This is a genomic window from Georgenia muralis (genome assembly GCF_003814705.1).
Lineage (GTDB): Bacteria > Actinomycetota > Actinomycetes > Actinomycetales > Actinomycetaceae > Georgenia > Georgenia muralis.
In genome coordinates, this window is sequence record NZ_RKRA01000001.1 from 3,401,707 (window position 1) to 3,417,551 (window position 15,845).

The window sequence follows — 15,845 nt, forward strand, 5'->3', positions numbered from 1 at the left end:
AGAGCCTTCCCTTCGGACCCGACGACGTGAGCCCGTAAGTGCAGGATGAATGTCAGTCGCGGGTGAGACGCTGTCCCCGGAACGACGGACAAGCGCACAATCGCACTGAGACCGATGATCGGGGCCCGAAGGACGCATGATCAGCCAGACACAGTCGCAGCACGACGTGGAACAGAGCACGCTCGAGGAGCTGGAGTCGCGCCTGTGGGCAGCGGCGAACGCCCTGCGCGGCCCTGTCGACCCGGCCGACTTCAAGACCTACGTCTTCCCAATGCTGTTCTGGAAGTGGCTCTCCGATACCTGGGCGTACGAGCACGACCAGGCGGTCGAGAAGTACGGCGACGACCTCGACGACGAGATCGAGGCCGACGAGCACCGCTTCGTCCTGCCCGAGGGCGCGTCCTGGTACGACGTCACCACCCGCACCGCCGGCAACCTCGGCGCCCATGTCCAGCAGGCGTTCACCGACATCGAGCAGGCCAACCCCAAGGCCCTCGCACGGATCTTCGGGGACGCGAACTGGGCCGACCAGGACCGCATCCCCGCCCACGCGATCCTCGGCATCGTCAAGGCGTTCAACCAGATCAGGCTCTCCCCCGACCGGGTCAGCTCGGACCTGCTCGGTCAGGGGTATGAGTACCTGCTGAAGAACTTCGCCGACTCGTCGGGAAAGAAGGCCGGCGAGTTCTTCACGCCCCGCTCCGTCGTCCACCTCCTCGTCGACGTCCTCCAGCCCACGGAGGCGGAGACCGTGTACGACCCGGCGTGCGGGTCCGGCGGCATGCTGGTCTCGACGATCGGCAAGCTTCGCGCGGATGGCCTGCAGTACCAGTCGCTGAACCTGTACGGCCAGGAGGTCAACCTCACCACGTCCGCGATCGCTCGGATGAACCTGATCCTGAACGGGTTCGACTCCTCCCGCATCGCCCGCGGCGACACCCTGCGCGACCCCAAGCACCGCACCGTGGCAGGGAACCTGCGCCGCTTCGATGTCGTCATCGCCAACCCGCCCTTCTCGCTGAAGGACTGGGGTGCGGAGAACTGGGCGACGGACCCGCGCGCGTTCTGCGGCGTCCCGCCAGCCGGCAACGCCGACTACGCGTGGGTCCAGCACATGGTCGCCTCGATGAAGGGCCGCACCGGCCGCGCCGGTGTCGTCATGCCGCTCGGTGTCCTCTTCCGCGGCGGCAAGGAAGCCACGATCCGCAAGTGCATCGTCGAGGCCGACCAGCTCGAGGCCGTCATCGCCCTGCCGACGGGCCTGTTCTACTCGACCGGCATCCCCGCCTGCATCCTCATCTTTCGGTCGGAGAAGCTCGCCGAGCGTCAGGGGCACGTCCTCTTCGTCGACGCCGCCGCGAGGTTCGTCAAGGGCAAGAACCAGAACACGATGTCCGACGACGACGTCGCCGCCGCCGTCGCCGCATACCGCACCGGCATCGACCCCGACGGCGAGGACCAGGGCGTCAACGTCCGCCTCGTGCCGCTGGAGGAGATCGCCGGCAACGACTTCGACCTCAACATCGGCCGGTACGTGCGCGCCGAATCAGCCGAGGAGCTCGACCTCGAGACCGCCCTGGTGCGCTACCAGGAGGCCCGCGCGGAGCGCATCACCGCCGAGGAGGCCCTCTTCGCCCGCCTCGCCGCCGCCGGCATCGCCGACCTCGGAGGCGTCCAGTGAACGGCTTGCGAAGGGTCCCCCTCGGCGATGTCGTCACTCGCATCAAGCGCAAAGCGACGTCGCAGACACGCGTAATGACGGTCGCCGCAGACCGAGGCTTGGTCGACCAGGAGAACTTCTTCACCAAGAAGGTTGCGAGCAAGAACCTCACGACCTACTACGTCGTCGAGCGAGGCGACCTCGTCTACAACAAGAGCAGCTCGAAGGATGCACCGTTCGGGGTCGTGGCCCGCATGACCGAGGGCGAGCCTGGAGTCGTCACACCGCTTTACATTTGCTTCAGAGCGGACACTGACTTTGTGACGCCGGAGTTCCTCGAACTCGCCTGCAACTCGTCGACCTTCTTCGCCTCGCTTGCTGGAAAGCTTCGGGAAGGCGCCCGTAGTCACGGTCTGCTCAACGTCCGCCTTGAGGAGTTCTTCGCCGCACAAGTGCTCCTACCACCGCTCGACGTGCAGCGTCGGATCGTCGACCTGATCGGCGCGCTCGACGACAACATCGAGGCCTCCGTAGCCGAGCTCGGTGAAGGGCGCACCCTTCTTGACGCCACTAGGACAGCCGTCCTGTCCGAGATCCCCTCATCGGGGTCGATCGCAGAGGTACTGACGAAGGCAAAGGCGGGCGGGACCCCGAGCAGATCACGTCCGGATTACTACGGCGGCAAGGTTCCGTGGCTCAAGTCTGGTGAGGTCGCTGGTCGTTCGATCGTCGAGACGGAGGAGACGATTACCGAATCGGCGATTCGGGACTCGAGCGCGTGGATGGTGCCACCGGGGGCGGTCGTGATCGCGATGTACGGAGCGACTGCTGCCCAGGTCGGACGCACTGCTTCGGAGCTGGCGACCAATCAGGCCGTGCTTGCGTTGGTGCCAGACAACTCCGCGATCGACGGCCGCTTTCTGTATCACTGGGCCTCAAACGCCAGCGCGCGGCTCAAGCACGCCGCCACAGGAGCGGCTCAGGCAAATCTCTCCAAGGAGGTGGTTCTGCGCCTCCTGGAGCGGCCACTCGTTGATATTGGCGAGCAACGCGATGTGGTCAACATCCTCGACGCAATCGCCGATGTTGAATCGACAATCTCACGACACCTCGCTGCGTCGAGAGAGTTTCGTGCCAACCTAATCCCCGCGCTGTTGTCCGGTGCGGTGGAGATCCCCGAGTCGTACGACGAGCTGTTCGGTCTGCAGGAGGCGGTATGAGCACGGGTTTCACGGAGGCGAGCACGATCCAGAAGGCGCTGGTGAAGTGGGCTGTCGAGGGCGGGTGGACGCAAGTCCCCGGTGACGAACTCCCACGGCACACCACCGACGTCCTCATCACCGACTGGGTCGTCGACGCCCTCGTTCGGCTCAACCCTGACCTGGACCGGGCCGGGGACAACGTCAGCATCATCGTCGCCGAGCTGCGCGCCGCGGTGATCTCCGCCGGGTCGGACGGCCTCCTCGCCGCGAACGAACTGATGACGACCATCCTGCGGGGGAACCGCACGTTCAAGGACGTAGCGACGAGCAAGTCGGTCCCGCGCCGGTTCATCGACTTCGACGACCCAGCCTCGAACCAGTATGTCGTCGCCGACGAGGTCACCCTCGGGTCTCGCCGGTTCGACGTCGTCTTCTACGTCAACGGCTTCCCCCTCGTCGTCATCGAGACGAAGACCCCGGTGGGGAAGAAGATCACGTGGCTCAACGCCGCGAAGGACCTCGTCGACGTCTACCAGGACGACTACCCGTCCTTCTTCGCAACCAACCTGTTCCAGGTCGCGACCGACGGGCACGACTTGCGCTACGGCGCCGTCGCCGAACCCGCGCAGGCGTGGTCGAGGTGGGGCGACATGGACGGCGACCCGGCCCTGATCGGCCCGCAGCGGGTCGAGCGGGACGCCCGCCTGTTGCTCGACCCGTTCATGGTGCTGCGGATCCTGCGCTCGTACACCCTGTTCGCGCACTCCGGCGTGGCCGGCTCCCGCAAGCTCCTCCCCCGCTACCCGCAGGTCCAGGCCGCGGAGGCCATCCACGACAAGGTCCTCACCGGCCGGCCCGGTGGGCTCATCTGGCACTACCAGGGGTCGGGGAAGACGTTCCTGTCGCTGTTCGCCGCGCTGCGGCTGCTGAACGACCCGCACGCCGGCGACCCGACCGTCATCATGCTGGTGGACCGCACACAGCTCGCCTCGCAGGCGAAGGAGACGTTCCTGACCGGCGGCATGCCCCGCCTGGAGGCCCCGCAGCGCTCCGAGGAGCTGCACGACCTGCTCCGTGGGGACTACCGCGGCATCATAGTCACCACGATCCACAAGTTCGCGGAGGCCGGGTTCCTCAACGCCCGCGACAACATCGTCGTCCTCGTCGACGAGGCCCACCGGACCCAGGAGGGCAATCTCGGCACCCAGCTGCGCGCCGCCGTGCCGAACGCGCGGTTCTTCGGCATGACGGGCACCCCGATCGCGGACACGGACCGGAACACGTTCAAGCTGTTCGGCGACCCGGGCGACCCCGGGTTCGTGATGAGCACGTATGAGCCGGAACGCTCCATCGCCGACGGCACCACCGTGCCGGTGTACGTCGAGTCCCGCCGGGTCGGGTTCGACCTCGACCAGGACGCCCTCGACGCCGCCGACGAAGAGCTCGCCGAGCAGGAGGGCCTGACTGAGGATCAGCACGCCTACATCGCGTCCAAGGTCGCGCGGAAGAAGGTCTTCTTCTCCAACCCCGACCGGGTCGCCGCTGTCTGCGTCGACATCGTGGACCACTACCGGGCCAAGTTCGCCCCCCTCGGCCTCAAGGCGCAGGTCGTCGCCCTCGACCGCGAGATGGTCGTCGCCTACAAGGACGGCCTCGAGCGCGTCATCACCGACCGGGGCCTGCCGTACACGGTCGAGCTGAACATGACCGTCACCGGCGGCAAGGACGACCCGTACGCGAAGTACGAGCTCGACGAGGCCGCCGAGGAGAAGCAGAAGAAGCGCTTCACCGACCCCGACGACCCGCTCACGTTCCTCGTCGTCACCGCGAAGCTCATGACGGGGTTCGACGCCCCGAACGAGGGCGTCATCTACCTCGACAAGCCGCTGACCCGGCACACCCTGTTCCAGGCGATCACCCGCCCGAACCGCAAGTACACCTCCCCCGACGGGGCGGTGAAGGACTACGGCCTCGTCGTGGACTACCTCGGCATGGACAAGGCGATCGACAACGCCCTGCGCACCCCCGACCTGGACACCCCCGGGCAGAAGCGCACCGTCGGCGTCAACGAGCTCGCCGGCCGGTTCGTCGTCCAGATCGCCACGACGATGACCCGGTTCGCCGGCATCGACCCCGACGACGACTCCTTCGAGGCCCTCACCGCCGCCCTGCAGGCCATCGGCGTTGGCGACGCCCGCGACGACTTCGCCGCCAAGTTCCTCAAGCTGCAGGGCATGTGGGAGTTCCTCGACCCGCACCCCATTCTGGCCAAGTACGCGGCCGAGTACCGGTGGCTGGCAAAGGTCTACGACGCCGCCCGCCCGCACGACGCCGCCCACGAGCTGCTGTGGGCCCGGGTCGGCCCGAAGACGATCGCCCTGGTCCACCAGCACATGGAGAACATCACCGTCACCCACCGCGGCGGCCGCGCCATCATCGAACCCGCCGCCCTGATCGCCCTGCGGGACCTCACTGACGACGGCACGGTCGAGCCGCCTACCGACGGCGGTGAGGACAAGCCGGCGGAGGAGATGACGGTCGAGGAGGTCCTCGACTCTATCGAGGCCCGCATCCAGCGGCGCCTAACCACCTCGGCTCACAAGGGCGTGTACGAGTCTCTCGCGAAGCGGCTCGAGCTGCTGCGCCAGCAGATGCTCGCCCAGCCCGACGACGCCGTCGGCTACCTGATGAAGGCGTTCGACGTCGCGAAGCTGACCGTGCGTGCCGAACGCATGGAGGACGAGGGCACCCTCGCCGGGAACGAGGCCCTGTTCGACCCAAACATCGGCGCCCTGTCCCAGATCGTCGCCGAGAACAAGCCTGCCGGTGTCGACGTCGTCGTGGAGAAGCTCGCCGCCGAGATCGACGCCATCGTCAAGCTCGTCGCCTTCACCGGCTGGACGGAGAAGGACGAGGGCGCCAAGAAGGTCAAGTCCGAGCTCCGCGTCCTCCTCAAGCGCTACGGCCTGCCCATCAAGGGCGAACCGTTCGACTCCGCCTATGCCTACATCCGCGAGAACTATTGATGACGACGCGGGACTCGGGACTGCCGTTCACAGTGCAGCTGGCCGACGACGGCAGCGACCCGATCGAGATCCACGACCACCTCACTTCGCTGCGGATGTCGGTGATCCAAGAGGGCACCGTCGGCGCCCTCGACGAGGACGCCTGGAACGTGCCCGGCGCTCACGAATCTGCCATATACGTTGGTCCAGGTGTTCCCGGAAGCGGCGAATGGGAGTTTATCGAGGTGCATTGCCTGCCGTGGATCTTGGACAAGACCCCTCCGATGGACTGACTCCGCGGCTATCGCTTCCGACCACCGACATCGTCATCCCATACCGCTAGCTGCGGGACGGGGGCTGTGACGGTGGTGACCGCAATCCCCAAGAGCAGAGGTACGCGCTCCACCCTGAAAGCGCCAAGGGACCACTTATTGGACATACCTGCCAGGATTAACATCACGGCGTTGGGGCACCTCGCGGCAGCGTGATTCGCGATGCTCAGAAGCGTGCCGCGATCCGTCAGGCTCATCCTGGTACTTCCACGGGGATGCGTGTGCCAGTCACCCAGGTAGGAGACGCGACGACCAGACTCGGCGTAAATCCGCGCGATCTCGCCCTCTTGCCACTCACTGTCGGGATGGAATGCGGCGGGCCGGTGCACCGCGGCAGGACCTGGGCCGACGACGGTGTGAATGTGCACACGTCCGCCCAACTCCCATCCCATGAGGACCCCGCCCGTCTCCATCGGGAAGGCACGACTCGCTTCGCTTGTCAGAGTTGCGGCGGCCGCGGGCTCGATGGTCAGGACGACCGGTGTTTGCCGCACGTGTCCTGCTGGGTGATTGGGGTGTGCTCGAACATGGGCATGATCGGCACTCCATCTGCCTCTCTCGTGCGAACAGAGTAGACACCAGACTGCTGACGACCGGCGAGCATCCCGGCAGCGGTTCGTACGGCTAGGAGGGCGATCTCCGTGAGATCGATACTCGACCCCACGAAAGTGGGCTCTGCACAGCCGACAGGCTGCCACCACTCTTCCTGGTCCGCTGGCAAGCGAGGCAGGCCGCCATTGCCGAGTGCGGCCAGATAGCAGCCGTAGCACCAGTCGGCACCCGCCGGTACCGCTACCACCTCACCTGCCCAGGCACCGTTGGTTCCGTGAACCGAGACCCAGTCCTTTCCGGCACGCTGGGCGAGTTCAGCGGTCAGGCGTTGAGTCGGGAGGTCTGCCGACGCATCGATGAGGATGTCCGTAGTAGAGATCCGCTCAATGAAGTCGGCGTGGTCCGATGGCACGGAAATGACCGCGCCGACGGAAAGGTTCGAGGCGCCTACCTGAATGAACGGGTTGATGCGCCTCACCAGACTAGCGACCCCCGAAGCCTTCGGAAGTCCACTCTCCGTGGTGGTGCACGCATGGCGAGCGGCGTTGCCCGGCTCCATGACATCGCGGTCCATCAGGAACATAGATCGGATACCGTTGCGCGCTAGCTGCTCTGCAACGACGCTCCCCAATGCCCCAACTCCAATGATGAGAGCTGACTTGTGGCTCAGGTCTTCAAGGTTACGGGGAACCCGTGCCCGGATGTCTTTCTCTCCCGTTCTGACAGCCCGGATGAGGTGATACGTCCAAGGTTGTGGCTTCGTCCCTGGCAGCTGTTGTCTGCGTCTCTGGGCACGGTTTCCCGCGGCCTGAGTTCCGGGTCGGCGGCGTATCACGAGCAGCCACCCAGTGCCCGAAACGCCGGGACCGTGCTCCTCTGGAAACCCGACGAGCCGGGCTTCGAAGTCAACGCCGTTGGAGTGCTGGGTCGTTGGACTCCCTGCATCGGCCCGGGCGGCCGCGAGCCACACTTCCTCCGGGTCACCGCTCATCACCGGGTCGTCCAGGTACACCCATCGACCGTTGCACGGGATGCTGGCCGCGGTTTCCGCCCAGAACCGAGTAATGGCCTCCGGCATCCGTACTGCGTCTGACGCCCCTCGGTCTAGCTCACACACTAAAAGCACGGTCCGCTGGTGATCCGCAAAGCTAACCGCCCCGTAGACGTCAAGCTCCATCGCGCCGCTTTCGCCTGTCTTGAACGGGCCCCACAAACTGTCAACGAGTACGACGGAGATGGGCTCGTACGAGTAGTAGACGGCGAAGGGCTCGCCCTGACGCGCCTCGCGGTCCGTGACGCCGCTCCCCTGACCGAGCTCGATCACATCGCGGAGCTGGTCCCGGAGAAGCCCGGCGAGGCTCATGCCCGGTTCCCAGCCGTCGTGCCCGATTGAACCGTCTCCATCGGGCGCGAGCGTTCCGACACCTCGCGTGAGGAGGCATAGGTTCTTGGCGAAGGGATGCTGATGGTGAGCCAGGGCGAGCGAGGGTGCAACGACCACAGGCTCCGCGAAGGGGTAAGCCTGCGGGAAGGTCACGTCGAGGGGCAGTTCCCCAATCCCGGTATAGCTGTCCGGGACTCGGAGGCACATCCGGAGCAAGCCGGCTTCCTCGTCGGCCGTCTGGCTCACCAGGGAAACCCCGAGCCACTCCAGCCAGTCGATCTCCCACTGGAGCCGCCCAGGGTTCGCCTCCCACCAGGAGGTGGGCTTTCTCACTGCTCTCAGCCCACAGGGCGCGGCCGCGGCGGCACCGGCGGGTCCGTGTGCCCCGGTGGGACGTCGCTCGGCGGGCCCTTCGGAACGTCGGGATTACCGGGCTCGTCAGGGCGGCCAGGCTTGTCCGGGTGCTCCGGGCGCTCCGGGTGCTCCGGCTTGTTCGCGCTAGACATTTGACCTCCTCTGAGGGATTCAACTGCGGACTCTCCGATTCTGGCACACGGGTCTGACATAGCCCCGAGCCCCCGCACTTACCCACAGGCCTGTGGGCGTCCTGTCCGCGACGGCAGGGCTCAACTCGATTCCCACAGAAGGGGAGCGGGGGTTATCGCGGCCATCGGGGGATTGGGAGCGGAATCGTGGCAAGTCGTCAGTTTTGCAATCCACCCCCCTGAACCGCCCCTTCCGGTGCGGGCAGGTGCTGGCGACGCCGGCCACCACTTCTCGCCCGCTAGTTGCTGGTCGCGTCAGCGGTTACTGCGCGGGCCCGCGCTGGTAACTCTCGACCAAGCGCGCGGCGGCGGCGCACCGTCCGGTGGATCCAGATGAACGGGCTGCGGATGGCGACGTGGGCGAACTTGATTATGTTGATTGCGCCCCAGACCGTCGGTACCCACCAGAAGGCGGTCCCGCCGGCGTCCAGGTGCCCGTGTCCCCAGGTCATGGCCAGGTTGTACAAGGGCGTGAGCGCGATGCCGATGGGGAGGCCCCACTTGATTCCGCGGTCGGTGCCGACCCAGCGGACGAGGTGGTTGGTAGGCATCCAGGCCTGAGCGAGGGGGAGGACGCGGAGCCCGAGGGTGCACCAGAACCGAAAGATGACGTAGAAGACCACGATCCCCGTCCCTCGCTCGTGGCGGCACGGGATGAGCCGCCCTCCGATGAAGGGTGCGCGCTACTGGGGCGCCGAAAGTGGACAGGACGGCGGGGCTGTGGAGAACTTGTCCCTGCCGCAACTGGGGGCGGTCCCGGCTCCACGGCGTGCGCCGCCGACGCCGCTTGCTGGCGGTCCCGTCCCGCTGGAAGGCGAAGATGTCGATCGCTCACTCTTTGCGGTTCTCTCCACCGCCCGGATGACTGCACCCACGGTCTTGTCCAGGGATTTCGTAGCTGCGCCGCGCGGTCACCGCGGTCCCTTTCACGCTGGGCTGCGTGCGAGCGACTGCGCAAGGAGTGAGGGGCGTCCTACAGGCTGCGCCCGGGGGCGCGTGTCGGGCTCGGTGCGCTCCGGCCCTTCTCGGCGATGGCCTCTGCGCGACGGAGGGCTTCGGCGGCGCGCGGCCGGTCGCGTTCCTGGAGGAGGGTCTGGGTCGAGGGCCCGAGCGGTGCGGTGGAGGTGATGCCGTACCGGTCGCGGTAGGCGGCGACGACCGCGACCTCGGCCAGCCACCGTTCCCGGTCGCCGGCACTGTGCGGCCGGTCACCGATGCGGCACACCCACGGCGCCCGGTCGCGAACCGCGGCGTCAGCGAGGGTGCGAGCGCGGGTCTCGATGAGCTGACGGCGTCCGCCAAGTGCCCGGGCGGCGTCGGCGGGCATTGGCCCGGCTGCGGCAGGGATGAGTCCGGCGATGAGGTTCGGGGTCGTGCCGGGTGCGGGTCGTCGGGTGGCTCGGGCGAGGCGGGCGGTGAGGACTGCGGCGACGTCGTCGGCGTCGAGCAGGGTGCGTTGGGCGGCCAGGCGCGGCAGCAGGTTTTCGACGTCGTGGTGGTTGGCCTCGGCGCGGCGCAGCTCTGCGGTGAGGACGGCGAAGGTCTCGGAGGAGGTGACCTGGCTGGCTTCGGCCGTCGTGAGCCCGCCCGCGCGGGTGAGGGTGTCGGTGACGAGCCGGGTCCAGCGGCCTTGTTGGGCGGTGGTGGCGATGGTCTCGTACTCGGCCGCGAGCTGGGCGATGCCGGTCCAGCGTTCCTGCTCGGCGGTGATGGTCTGGTGCGCGGAGAGTTCGAGCCCGGAGTGGTTGAGCACCCCGAACAGCACCGTGCGGGCGGAAGTGCCGGTCTCGGCCGGGGTGGCGTGGAGGGGGTCGGGCTGGTCGAGGGCGACGTAGGCGGTGTTGGCGTGGCGGCCGCGGGTCATCGACACGTAGAGGTTCTCCCGGGTGGTCGACGCCGAGACGACGACGTGCGCGGTGTCGACGGTCATGCCCTGGGCGCGGTGCGCGGTGACGGCGTAACCGAGGTCGACGTGCCGGGCGACATATCCGGCCGGGAGCCTCACCGTCGCGCCGCCGGCGTCGATTCGCCGGACCTCGAGCGTGCCGCCTGGTCCGACGTGGGTGACCGTCCACCTATCGCCGTTACGGACCCAGGTGTCCGGGCCGGTGCGCAGGCGGCGGTCGTTACGGCGAGTGATGACCACATCACCGACGGACGCGCGAACCTCCTCGCGCAGGGCGGCCTCGCGGGTGGCGGTCAGGCCCTGCTGGACGCGTTCGGCGCGGGCCCGCTCGTTGAGGTGCCGCACGGACTCGGCGGCCTCGGTCACCAGAATGGACGACCGGCCGGCAGTCAGGTCGTGCTGCCACGCCCGGTAGGCGGCGTCGATCATCGTCTCGGTGGTGCCCTCGACGATCCGGCCACGGCCGGCGTACGCGTCGATCGCGGCGACGTCGCCGTCGCGCAGGGCGAGGGACGCGTGCTTCTCCCACGCGTGGACGAACCGCCGCACCTCCACCAGTTCTGCCAGGTCGCCTCCACGGGCAGCGGTGAGCATGTTGAACGCGCCGCCGGCGTCGACGGACTGCAGCTGGGCCGGGTCCCCGACGAGCACGACCTTCGCGCCAACCTCGCTGGCGCGGGTGGCGATGGTCTCCAGGGCACGGGTCGAGGCGAGGGTGGCCTCGTCGAGGATGACGAGCTGGCCCGGGCGGAAGTCCGCCCTGCCACGGGCATGGTCGTGGACCCACTTGGCGGTGTTGTCGCACCCCATGCCGATGTCCTCGGCGAGCACCTGCGCGGCGGCGGCCGACGGCGCCATCCCGACCACGGACCCGGCCCCGTGCGCCTCGGTCCAGGCACCGGCCAGGGCGGCCATCGCGGTCGACTTCCCGGTCCCGGCCGGACCAACCAACACGTCCACACGCCGCCCCGAGGCCAAGATCTGCGTGATTGCGGCGGCCTGCTCCCCGCCGACCACCACACCGTCACCCCAGGCGCCCGTCATGGTCTCGACGATTCGTTGCGGGACGACAAGCGTCGTGGTGCGCTCCTCGCCCAGGGCGAGCAGCCGGTCCTCCGCGCCGAGCAGACGCTCGCTGGAGTAGTACGTGGAGTGCTTCGGACGCAGGGTGCTGGTGCCGTCGCCCCGCCGCATTCCGGCGGGGGTGGTGGCGACCTCACCCGGGGTGAGCGGGACGGACCGCCGGGTGGCGGCGTCGGTGATGAGCGCGACGACGCGTTCGCGGTCCGCGGCGGTCGCGAAGCGCCAGCCCATCGTGCGGCGAGACGCCTCGGCCCACAGGTTCCAGTGCCGCCAGGTCGATCGCCTCTCCGCCACCACGTCCACGACGTCGGCGGCGGCCTGGTCGATCAGGAACATCGGCACCGACTCCAAGGCGAGCCCCCGCGCCGGCTCTCGGGGGGTGGTGAGGGTGCGTGCCCACTCGGTCGGGTCACCGCCCACGATGTCCCGCGCGCGTGTCCGCCACTCGGCCGTCAGCTCCGACAGGGCACGGATGGTCTTCTCGGGCCGAGTGTCCAGGGTGGCCTCCGCACGCAGCTGCACGATCCGCCGGCCGGTGGGGCGGTGCCCGTGCTCGGCCACGTAGGCGGCGATCTTCGCGTCCGTGGCGACGTCGATCGCCCGGGCCCGGCTGGAGAACGCGGCGATCAGGTCTTCGCCGACGCCGCGGATCTCCCACTGCGCAGTGCGGTCCTCCCCCCGTTCGCGCCGCTCCCACGACAAACCGAACGTGCCCGTGAGCCGGTCCGCCAGGACGGCGTTGTAGTGCTCGGACAGGCCGACCATCGCGTGGTGGACCGCCCGGGAGTCCAGGGTCCGCCACCGCCCGTCGTGGGCGGCCATGACCTTGTTCGACACCACCACGTGGGTGTGGAGCTGGGGGTCATTCGCGCGCGAGTCCCAATGGTCATACGCCGTCGCGGCGACCCCGACGACGGGCACCTGCGCGATGCCGGCGTGCCCGGTACGGGTGGCCGCGACCTCCCGCTCGAACAAGTCGAGCACTTGCGCGACGGCGGCATGGTGCGCCTCGACGATCAGCTCCTGGGTGTTCGCATCCGCCAGGCCCCACAGCACGGACACCGACTTCAGCACCGAGAACGTCAGATCGAAACCCGCCGTCGCGGTCTGCGGCCCCCGGACGGCCTGCTCGGCCTGGATGCGAGTCGCCTCGGCGTCAAACTCCCCCGCCGGCAGGGCCCGGTCCACCCGGGCGGTCAGCGCCGCGGTCCGCTCGACCACGGACGGGTACTCCCGAAAAGGCTGACCAAGGTTGGCCCCGGTGACGGGGTCGTTCCCGCGCCCCAGGAGCGTCTGCAGCTGCTCGGGTGTCACCGCCATCCCCGGGCGCAGCTCCCCCGCCCCGAAGAAGGCGACCCCCTTGCCCATCCACACCCCCGGCGGTGTGCCCGCCTCGGTGAAGTACCGCGTGAACCCGCTCGCCTGGGCGGCGTCGCCGTCTCCCTGCACCACCGACCGCAGCAGGTACCCGTACCCCTTGCCCGCCGAGACCACCCGCATCGAGACCGTCACACCCTCCAGGTGCGCGACCCAGTCCGCCTCGGGTGCCAGAGGTGTGAGGACCACGAGTGGCCGCCATGGCCCCAGGCCCGGTTTGGGCCCGCTCTGCCGGTGTGAAGTCGACACGAGCGCGCATGGCCAGCGAGTCGTCCACCTCAGTGGTGAGTGGTCACGGTCGCCGCATCGCCTCCTGGCGGTCGCGACACACCTGTTCCTCAGAGGGCGCTGCGACTCAGCGGCAGTCCATTTGGGCTGGTCCATCCACAAGGAGGCTGGTGATCGGACACATGAGTCTGCAAGACTGCACGCGGCGGCCTCCCCGCGAGATCGCTCCGGTACAGAAGGCACGCAAGCAGAACTCGAACAAGGGCGTCGAGGGCATGCACCGTGGCGGTCGAGCTAGTGCACTGACAGCGGCGACGATCCTGGTACTCGCCGTCGCTTCGGGCTGCTCAGGATCGCCGGAACCGGCGGCGTCACCGACGTCCACGGTGACCGTCTCAACGTCTCCGTCGTCTACCCCGTCGTTGACCCCGTCGCCCTCGCCAACCAGTTCGCCGTCGCTGTCGCCGACGTCGGACACGGAGCGCGCAGCGACAGACGCCGAGGAACTCATCCGCGAGTACTACCAGGTGATCGACCAGCTCGGTCTCGATCCCTCCGTCCCGCTTACCGCACTGGAGGAGGTCGCGATCAGCAAGGACCTCAGCGTCCGCCAGCGGCAGTTCGAGCGAGAGCGTCGCGACGGCTGGACTCAGACCGGTGACACCAAGATCGTCGAACTCAAGGTCCAGTCCGTGAACCTAGACAACTCCGACCCATCCACCGGTCGCGTCCCTGCAGTCCAAGTTGATGTCTGTGTCGACGTCACCGACGTCGACGTTCGCGACGCGAGCGGCAGTTCCGTCGTCACGGCCGACCGGCCCGATACCAACTGGACCCGTCACACGGTGAGCAACTACTCGTGGGATACCCATCCCGAGGGTGCGTGGCGCGTCTCGACGAGCGTGGATCTCGAGCAACCACCATGCCAACCGGCCGCCTGAGGTATGTCGTCGCCCTCGCGATCGCGAGCCTGCCATTTCTCGCGTTAGGTACGGCGGCGGCCGAGCCCATCTGCGAACTCATCGATGACCGCACCGGCGTCTGTCTCGTCGAGGTCGTCGTGCCGCCTCCACCCAGCGCGGAACCGGTCTCGGAGCGCGAGGACCCAGCGGACACCGGCTCCGGCGCTTCGTGCTATTTCGATCCATCCAGGCAGGGCCACTCGGTGCCGGCCGGCCCGGTCCCCTGTTCAGGGGAGTACGGGGCGTGGAACAACGGCCTCCAGTGCTACGTGCGGGTCCTAGATCCGCAGCCCGGTGCCGATGACCCCGCATGGGACGGCCACACGCCCGAGGAGGGCGGCGCGATCTACCAGTGCTATCAGCCTCTCCCCCTCGACATTGACATCTACCTGTGGCTGGCGAGCCCGCCGGAAGCGTCGGGCTCGGGGCCTTCGCCGCGGCAGGTCGCGGAGATGGCGATCGATGAGATGAACCTCCGCGCCATCACGATCGGCATCGCGCCCGAACCGGGCGTCGGCTCCATCGGTCTGGTGGGCATGCCGGTGTGGATGTGGGCGGCGGAGCCGGGCCCGAGCACGGTCGGCCCGGTCACGGCGTCGGCGTCGGCCGGTGGCATCACGGTCACCGCGACCGCGCGTATCAACAAGATCATCTGGGACATGGGCGACGGCCACACGGTCGTGTGCCGTGGCGCCGGGACCGCGTACAACGCGGGCTACGGACGGGCGCAGTCACCCGACTGCGGTCACGTCTACACGACCTCGTCCTCGGGCGAGCCGGGCGAGAGGTTCACCGTCACGGCGAACTCGGACTGGGTCATCACCTGGGAAGGCGCAGGGCAAACCGGGACCATCCGCATGGGCGGGCTCACCGAGTCCGTCCAGGTCGCGGTCGGGGAAGCGCAGGTGCTCGTGACCTCGTAAGCGAGCCACGAAGTGAGGGCGGACATGACCAGCACAACGACACGACCGAACAAGATGACCGACGAGGCGAGCTCGCCGCCTGGCGCGCCGCCCCGCCTGCGGCGACGCCCCGCGGTCGTCGCGGCCGGCGCGATGGTTGCCCTCGCCAGCGCGGGTGGCCTGGGGTGGGCGTTCTCCGCCGCCGACGACGCCGTCGAGGTGGTGGTCGCCGCCCAGGACGTCGGCCGGGGTGAGGTGATCGAGGCCGAGGACCTAACCACGGCTCGCATCACGCTCGACCCCGCCCTGGCGCAGATCCCCGCTGCCCGGGCCGGCGAGCTCGTCGGGCAGCGGGCGTCGACCCCGCTGACGGCGGGGAGCCTGGTTACCGACGCCATGCTCATCCCGGAGGCACTGCCGGGCGACGGCATGTCGCTCCTGCCGGTGACCGTGCCGGCCGAACGCGCCGACGGCCTGGATCTCCAGCCTGGTGACCGGGTCAAGGTCGTCCTGACCCCGCCGCCCGGGCAGCCGGTCGAGGGCAACCCACCGTTCTCCGCGGCCGAGGTCGCCACCGTCGCCCCGAGCGCCGACACGGTCTCCACGGTCGTGACGCTCCTGGTTCCCGAGGAGGACGGGCCGGTGCTCGCCGCGCGGCTCGCCTCGGGGAACTTCTATCTCGTCCTGGACTCGCGGGAGAGGTGAGC

General features: G+C 68.4%; 11 protein-coding genes. 7 read left to right on the forward strand and 4 right to left on the reverse strand.

Annotation, left to right across the window (positions count from 1 at the left end; genetic code table 11):
- Positions 1-136 precede the first annotated feature (136 nt).
- The 4 genes from EDD32_RS15385 to EDD32_RS15400 all read left to right on the forward strand — a co-directional run bounded on the left by EDD32_RS15385 (position 137) and on the right by EDD32_RS15400 (position 6,160).
- The gene (locus tag EDD32_RS15385; protein WP_123918868.1) at positions 137-1,681 is read left to right on the forward strand and encodes a type I restriction-modification system subunit M; all 1,545 of its coding nucleotides are present in this window, start codon (positions 137-139) and stop codon (positions 1,679-1,681) included.
- Between the two features lie 74 nt (positions 1,682-1,755).
- Positions 1,756-2,880 (forward strand): restriction endonuclease subunit S, encoded by a 1,125-nt coding sequence (locus tag EDD32_RS15390; RefSeq protein WP_123918870.1) that lies wholly within the window; start codon positions 1,756-1,758, stop codon positions 2,878-2,880.
- Complete coding sequence (locus tag EDD32_RS15395) at positions 2,877-5,888, forward strand: type I restriction endonuclease subunit R (protein WP_123918872.1); 3,012 nt, start codon at positions 2,877-2,879, stop codon at positions 5,886-5,888. The genes EDD32_RS15390 and EDD32_RS15395 overlap by 4 nt, the downstream gene beginning before the upstream one ends.
- The gene (locus EDD32_RS15400; protein ID WP_123918874.1) at positions 5,888-6,160 is read left to right on the forward strand and encodes a hypothetical protein; all 273 of its coding nucleotides are present in this window, start codon (positions 5,888-5,890) and stop codon (positions 6,158-6,160) included. The genes EDD32_RS15395 and EDD32_RS15400 overlap by 1 nt, the downstream gene beginning before the upstream one ends.
- Before the next feature lie 8 nt (positions 6,161-6,168).
- Here EDD32_RS15400 and EDD32_RS15405 read toward each other — a convergent pair whose 3' ends face one another.
- The 4 genes from EDD32_RS15405 to mobF all read right to left on the reverse strand — a co-directional run bounded on the left by EDD32_RS15405 (position 6,169) and on the right by mobF (position 13,235).
- Positions 6,169-6,693 (reverse strand): Mov34/MPN/PAD-1 family protein, encoded by a 525-nt coding sequence (locus tag EDD32_RS15405; protein WP_281274895.1) that lies wholly within the window; start codon positions 6,691-6,693, stop codon positions 6,169-6,171.
- Positions 6,669-8,468 (reverse strand): ThiF family adenylyltransferase, encoded by a 1,800-nt coding sequence (locus EDD32_RS15410; RefSeq protein WP_123918876.1) that lies wholly within the window; start codon positions 8,466-8,468, stop codon positions 6,669-6,671. Before EDD32_RS15410 ends, EDD32_RS15405 begins: the two co-directional genes overlap by 25 nt.
- A 451-nt stretch (positions 8,469-8,919) precedes the next feature.
- Entirely contained in the window at positions 8,920-9,303 is a 384-nt protein-coding gene (locus EDD32_RS15415; protein ID WP_123918878.1) for a hypothetical protein, read from the reverse strand.
- 350 nt (positions 9,304-9,653) lie between these two features.
- Positions 9,654-13,235 carry a MobF family relaxase gene (gene mobF / locus EDD32_RS15420; protein ID WP_246006165.1) on the reverse strand — a complete coding sequence of 1,194 codons (3,582 nt, stop codon included), beginning with the start codon at positions 13,233-13,235 and terminating at the stop codon, positions 9,654-9,656.
- A gap of 209 nt (positions 13,236-13,444) precedes the next feature.
- Here mobF and EDD32_RS15425 point away from each other — a divergent pair, with 209 nt between their 5' ends.
- From EDD32_RS15425 to EDD32_RS15435, 3 genes are read left to right on the forward strand one after another with little or no spacing between them, the layout of a single operon-like run.
- Positions 13,445-14,215, forward strand: coding sequence for a hypothetical protein (locus EDD32_RS15425; protein ID WP_211338856.1), 771 nt, complete (start codon positions 13,445-13,447; stop codon positions 14,213-14,215).
- A complete protein-coding gene (locus EDD32_RS15430) occupies positions 14,197-15,159 on the forward strand; it encodes a hypothetical protein (protein ID WP_246006166.1) in 963 nt (320 codons plus the stop codon). Before EDD32_RS15425 ends, EDD32_RS15430 begins: the two co-directional genes overlap by 19 nt.
- 24 nt (positions 15,160-15,183) lie before the next feature.
- Positions 15,184-15,843: an SAF domain-containing protein gene (locus EDD32_RS15435; protein ID WP_123918880.1), complete on the forward strand. Its 660-nt coding sequence runs from the start codon at positions 15,184-15,186 to the stop codon at positions 15,841-15,843.
- Positions 15,844-15,845 lie beyond the last annotated feature (2 nt).